Annotated in this window: 6 protein-coding genes and 2 pseudogenes; all 8 read right to left on the reverse strand. The window is 44.4% G+C overall.

Annotated features, from left to right (window positions below; translation table 11 throughout):
• Nucleotides 1-222: pseudogene (locus B7L70_RS11485) on the reverse strand (ATP-binding protein); the annotation flags it as partial.
• Between the two features lie 95 nt (nt 223-317).
• The gene (locus B7L70_RS11490) at nt 318-1,688 is read right to left on the reverse strand and encodes a cobyrinate a,c-diamide synthase (protein ID WP_081228313.1); all 1,371 of its coding nucleotides are present in this window, start codon (nt 1,686-1,688) and stop codon (nt 318-320) included.
• Nucleotides 1,672-2,313, reverse strand: a complete 642-nt coding sequence (locus tag B7L70_RS11495) for an SAM-dependent methyltransferase (protein WP_238376232.1) — start codon at nt 2,311-2,313, stop codon at nt 1,672-1,674. The genes B7L70_RS11490 and B7L70_RS11495 overlap by 17 nt, the downstream gene beginning before the upstream one ends.
• Nucleotides 2,314-2,401: 88 nt before the next feature.
• Nucleotides 2,402-3,178, reverse strand: a complete 777-nt coding sequence (locus B7L70_RS11500) for a hypothetical protein (RefSeq protein WP_101940286.1) — start codon at nt 3,176-3,178, stop codon at nt 2,402-2,404.
• Nucleotides 3,179-3,280: 102 nt separating this feature from the next.
• A complete protein-coding gene (locus B7L70_RS11505; protein WP_081228316.1) occupies nt 3,281-3,847 on the reverse strand; it encodes a hypothetical protein in 567 nt (188 codons plus the stop codon).
• A 45-nt stretch (nt 3,848-3,892) separates the two neighbouring features.
• On the reverse strand, nt 3,893-4,264 hold the full coding sequence (locus tag B7L70_RS11510; protein ID WP_081228317.1) for a hypothetical protein: 372 nt from the start codon (nt 4,262-4,264) through the stop codon (nt 3,893-3,895).
• Nucleotides 4,265-4,269: 5 nt separating this feature from the next.
• A complete protein-coding gene (sat, locus tag B7L70_RS11515) occupies nt 4,270-5,646 on the reverse strand; it encodes a sulfate adenylyltransferase (protein WP_081228318.1) in 1,377 nt (458 codons plus the stop codon).
• A gap of 138 nt (nt 5,647-5,784) precedes the next feature.
• Nucleotides 5,785-6,714 (reverse strand): annotated as a pseudogene (locus B7L70_RS11520) (adenylylsulfate reductase subunit alpha); the annotation flags it as partial.

Below are 6,714 nucleotides of genomic sequence, written 5' to 3' on the forward strand. Positions count from 1 at the left end.
CTCAACTAGTAGCTTTAGAAGCGTAGTTTTACCTGCACCGCGTGGACCGTATATGGCTGCTATGCCTGGGTATCCCAATACCCTTTTAATGAACATGGCAGTTTCCTGCTCCCTATCGCTAAAGTGGACCATGATTTCCGTACCCTCCACGGCGACCTCCACTGAGTGTAGTTTATCAACGAGCTCCTTAATTTCCTCATCATCTATGTCGAGAGTTGCCATAGCGTTTTAACTATAAAGCCGAGGATATTTAAAACAATATACTCATTACATAAAGGGCTTTTTAAGTGCATCACGCCAATAAAGGCAGATCATTATTAATTTCCATTTCTATGCATATAACTCAATATGTGGCTTAATACGTCATACGTCTCCGGATGGATGTGCAAGTAATGTGCGTAGGCGTTGTTTACCAGGATTCCGTCCAACCCATTGATGCCGGCGCCCCTCTCGTACCTAATTGCCATTTCGTACCTACCCCTGAGTATTATCGATGAGTAGTGAAACTCGTGACCCTTCAATATAGTCCCTGAATCACCTATTGGTGTGTTCCTTATGATCTTAGCCGTAGCGTAGCCATACCACACGGGTTTCCTATGCATTATAGTGACAGCGTCTATGGCGCCCACCATCTCGTACTCCTCATTATTATACACTATCGAGCTCGTTAGATACATCAAACCACCGCATTCCGCATAGACGTAACCACCTCTATCAATGAATCGCCTCAAATCGCTCCTAAAGGCCCTGTTCTTCTCTAGGTATTGCCCATAAATCTCGGGAAAGCCGCCGCCAATAATTACCAGGTCTAGGTTACCAATTTCCTGATCGATCTCGGGATCTAGGAATTTAACATAACCAATTTCCTGGGCCTTCTCTATGGTCTCGGGATAATAGAATGTGAATGCCCTACCTAGGACAACACCGATCTTAATGCTCCTTGAATACGTATTATCTGAATCTACGTTATCCTGCTCAAAAGCAATTGGTTCGCTTTCCTTAGCTATACTCACCAATTTATTGACATCAATGTATTTAGAGACTTCATTAATTACCGAGATTATCCTAGCCCTATCCATCTCCTGGGCATGAACAAGACCCAAATGCCTATACTGCATTAATTCTTCAATATCATCGTTCCTCGGTATGAAACCCACGAATTCAAGACCCTCATCCTCCACTGCCCTAGCTAACTTATCAACCTGCCTCTGATTAATGTTAGTGAGTACAGCACCCATTATCTTGACCTCAGGATCGAAATCCCTCAACCCCCTTATTAATGCCCTAACCGTCCTATTAATCCTCTCACCATTAATAACGAGTATAACAGGGGCCCTCAACAACTTGGCAACCTGGGCTGTGCTGCCATCCTCGGTAATCCCATCAACACTATCATAGAGACCCGAAACCCCCTCAATGACCGCTATGTTTGAGTCCCTTGAGTACCTATAAAGTCTCCTAATAATACCTTCACTACCCATCAATATATAGTCCAGGTTCCTACTTGGTTCACCAGTTAAGGCTGTGTGATAACTGGGGTCTATGAAGTCGGGGCCCACCTTAAACATGGACACCTTATAACCAGCCTTAATTAATGCCATGGCTATTGCTAACGTAGCGGTCGTCTTACCCGCCTTACCCTTATACGACGCAATAATCAATCGCGGTTTCTCACTCACCACCTTCATACCCACCACGGCGCCTAATGATTACTAGCGCTGGTGGTTTGACATCGATGTTAGGGTCGTGGTCCTTACTTAGGGTGACCACCTCCTCATCAGGATACGTCAACCTACTCACTATTACGGCCTCCTCATCATTTCTTAACTTAGTAATTAACTCATTAATGATTTTAGTACCCATGAAGATGACCTTGGTATCAGCACTAATATTGTAGTCAATGTCTGGATAAGCCATGAGAGCCACAACCCCCTTTAAATCAATTAAGTATTTAGCAACAGCTGCTGTGAAACTACTAACCCCTGGAACCACCTCACAGGGTATTCCATTAGAGATCGCCTCCTTACATATTTCAATGCCCCTACCAAATATTGCCGGGTCACCATTCTTTAGAAAAACCACGTTCAAACCCTCCCTAGCCAGCTCTAGGGCTTGCTTAACGAACTTATTATGATCCTCACCGCGGACATGCCCCATGTATATTTTCTGAGCCCTCGGTGCATACATTTTTATTATTTCCTCGTTAACCAATGAGCCGTAATAAACAATATCGGCGTTTCTTAGGATCTTAATAGCCTTTAGGGTAATAAGCTCCGGATCCCATGGACCGGCGCCAACTACGTAAATAGGCATTATGATCACTCACAATAATTCTAGGGCACGATTATTCTAATAGTTATTTCACATTGCATGTGAAACACCATGTGTTAATTGCGCAATCTTAATGTAATGTGCCCCACACAATCTTTTTAATCTCATGTAAAAGGGTACATTGGCTATTTATCGCTAAGTTGGTGGCGGTGCATTGTTTGCTGCATAGTTTACACATGTATACGTAGACATCGCCATCAAGGCTTACATTAACTACGAATTTCTCGTTACCTAATAATAATGAAGATTTTGTGACGATTTGACCATCTAGGAATAATCTACTCACTAGGTAGTGCGTGGCAGTGTTTATAGTCTCCCTAAATAAGTTCTCATTCACTAACCCTCTTAGTTTTTCCGCATTATTGAGTATCATAACCATTAAAGCCCTTGGTTCCTCAATGACCCTCATGTTATTGGAATCAATCTCAAGGAGCGCAGGTAGTACATACAACGTCTTAAGTAGTCTCTGGCAGCAATAACTTCTCATCTGCCATTTATGGCATAGTCTATTTAATACCACCTCATCATCAACACATTTATAGGCCAAGCAGAGAAGTAAGCCCGTAACTGTGGTCTCATAAATTGTTTTCTCACGGTCACAATCCTCAACATCGTATGCGTACGGTCTTATTAACCCGTAGTACATCATCCTCTTTGCCTTCTTATATACCGTGGATATCGCATACTTCGTATTTTTAGAAATCCTATACAGTGTTATTGGTTCGTGAAGAACTATGTAAGCCAACAAATCAATCATTGAATCATCAACCTCAACATGAATAATACGTCTTAATCTCAACCTTAACTCATCATCAACCAATACCGGATTTAGCGCAAGGGATTTCATCAAAGCCATGTATATTCAACTGAATAAAAAAACACTTGATTTAGTGCATAAAATGCATAGAATACAATAGTTTATATTTTCCTAAATAATGTCGTAAAGCAATTAGTCGCTGATTATACACGTCACCACATCCACAGAGACATTGACATCTTCGTTGTAGTAATTATGTACCTCGACTAGGTATAGACCGGGGCTTAGTCTCTGGTTCCAGGTGGCTGTGTTTGTATCGAAGTAGCCAACCAGGATGATATCCTCGGCATAATAGGCATTTTTATCTATGGGCTCACCAATCCTCTTTATGAAGAGGGATATGTTGCCAGGCGTTGATGAGACGCCGATCATGGAGATGGCTGTGAAACCTGCAGGGACCATTATTGGGCAGTAGATTGATTCGTTCCTACGCAGTTGGTAACCAATTAGTCTGCATGAACTAATCATTGATAGAAAACCCTCAAGCCCACTACTGGGTATTTGTCCGTACGGTTTCTCAGCAATTACCTGGGCTATTATCCTAGCAATATCACGAAACCTATCTGGAGGTATATTTCTTCTTTTTAATTCGTCAATGCAAACCCTAATCCTCTCGAGAATATCATCGCTAGGAGCGATACCTTGGTTTGTTAATTCGTTCTTAATAATTCTCATCAACTCCTCGGATCTATGAAACATAACTATTACCCCTAATTTTTAAGAAAGAGTCGTTATGGCATAAAATCACTTCTTCTCCTCAGGCAATGCAGGTGGCGGTAAATACTCCTCCTCTTTAGCGGCCAACTCCTTAATCTTACTCAACCTCTCAGGCTTCAACAGCTCCTCAAAAACCTCCCTACCAACACTCCTTAACTGAGCAATAACCTCAAATAACTCCCTCTTAAACACCACAGGAGTCTCCTCAATAAAGCCCCTAGCATCAATCCTAGCCCTTGGAAACTCCTTAAGAATCCTCTGTGCCACATCATCAGGCACATCAAGCTCCAAAACCTTCAGGTAACCGCCATATAGATCCTTAACCATTTTCTCCAATTGCGTGCCCCTAATCCTATCAAGCCTTGCCCTATCTAGGATAACTGCCATCTTGTAGGGCATGACCATCACCTCTTGGTAGGAACTTCCATTTTAGGAAGATCAACCTCCAACTCCCTCTCCTTTAACTCAAGGTATTTCTTATTCACGAATGGGTAGCCATAAACACGCCACCACTTAACAATCACCCTATAAACCTCAGGCCTAAATATTATTGGCGGTGGTTCGATACCCTCCGCGATTAACCCCCTTATGAAGCTGCCACTAAACCTCTGGGCAACGTCGGTGTGGGCGCACGTATCGCTGTAGGCAATTTCACCACACTTGGGGCAGTACCAGAACTCCTTGATATTGACGGGCCTTATCTTAAGCCCCTTATCCAGGTCATATGGTGGGGCGGATAGGCCGAAGCTCGGTATCCCCTTCTCCCAAAGTATTTGGGTTGCGTATGGGTCGTAGTAATCACCGACAGCTGCGTGATCCCTACCGAACATGTGGTGCGTACAACCCATGTTCTGCCTAATTATGCCGTGCAGCAGAGATTCCAGTGGGTTCCCATACCTCATGTCCCACAATGTCATTGTGACGATGTGCCTCTTCGGACTTATGTAACCATACTTATTAACTGCCTCGTGACCCTCAAGTATGGCCTCATCCACAAAATCCCCAAGTCTCTTGGCGCCAATTATTGCATTCACAAGGATTCCATGACATGGCTCGATATCGCCCAAGTATGCTGCATTTTTCATAAGGTGCTCATGGCCTGTGTGCGGTACATTCCTTGTTTGGTGGGCAATCACGGTTCTCCAGCCCCTCCTCTGGATCTCCTCACGGGACTTGGCTGGTGGGTACCAGAACCTGGTGTATGGATCCTTGAATATGGGCTCATTTACCACATAGACCTTACCCGCCAAGGCAACTCCTGTCATGCTTCTATAGATCAACCAACCTGGGTGCTTCTCGTCGAACCTCCTCTTAACGACCTCAGGGTTTTTCTCCGGCGTTCCGAAGGTCCTGTCTGCAAGGTCCTTTGGGTCGAACTTCCAAACTTCCTCTATGTCTAGTATGGCGAAGGGCTGCCCCTTAAGCCTCAGCAGTAACCTATCGCCCTCCTTAACACCCAACTTCCTAAGATCCTCCTCAGGAATATCAAATATTATTGGGAATGGGAACAACCAACCATCAAGGAGCCTCCTCTCCTTAAGTACGCTCTCAACCTCATTCCTCGTCATGAATCTGTCGAGTGGACTGAAGAAGCCATATGTTATCGACATTATCTCCCTATAGACATTCCTAATAGGACTACCATCAACAATACTCCTCGTGGGCTTGATATCGTAAGCCACGGCACCAGCAGCCATATTCACTGCCTTATCCCTATCCCTAATCACGGCATCCACCAACTTACCACCGTGTGGTGGGGGCATGTATACCTTGAGACTCATAGCTATCACCTTGATGTTAGTTCTACGTATTTATAAACTTTATTTCACAATTATCAAGAAAATAATTAAATTATTTTAAATAATTATGAATAAAACGAAATATATTCCAAATTGATTTTAATAGGAATTTGTATTAAATCATGGAAATGCAATTATGTGTATCACAGGCACTTTCCACAACTCCCACTGCCCAGTCTTTGCGTCATATCTTGAGTTTACGAATACGTGCCAATTATCATCGTCAAGCGCTGGATAATCCGCCCTAACATAATAACCGGGCCACCTCGTTTCCTTCCTAAACAGCATGTGCCTAATAACGGCTTCGGCAGCGAGTATCCTGTGCCAAAGCTCCCAAATCCTCATTAACTCATGCCAGTCCTGGGCTGCGGCGTACTTTACGAAGTCCTCCTTAAGGAATTGAAGTAGTTCCAATCCCCTGTTGAGCATCCACTCGTTGGTTACGTACATGGTGGACCAACCGCCAGCATACTCATCCATGATCTTCTGGAGCCTAAACAAGCCCTGCTTCCAATACATCTTGTTCGGATCCACCGGGTGCATGTAGCTTGGCCCAGTTACCACATCATACCTACCCCTCTCCCAACGCTCCAGTGGTTCGACTAACCTACTCACTAGGGAATCCACCTGGGCCTTATCAACCTCCACCTTCTCATCACTATGATCCATTAAGTAAAGCACGGCAGACTTCGCGGCAAGCCTACCCTCCGTGAACGAACCACTGCTGAACTTATGCGGATTTGCACCGCACGCATCACCAGCACAGAATAAGCCGTCGAGTGTGGTCATCCTGTTGTATCCCCAGTAATACTGATACCTCCTGTCGTCAGGCAGGCCCTCGATCTTCTTTGGCGATAAGTCCTCAGGACCACTGGCCCATGCACCGCACTCTGTAGCGTGGCTGCCCATTATGTAAGGCTCCGTTGTGATAATCTCATAAGGTCTCTCTGACGGTTCATGGTTCTGACCAGCCCATATTACTACCTGGCTTATTGTCATGTCTAGGAAGTCCTCATAAGCGATTGCCTCACTTTCTGTACCCTTCTTCAC

The sequence above is a fragment of the Vulcanisaeta sp. EB80 genome (genome assembly GCF_002078205.2).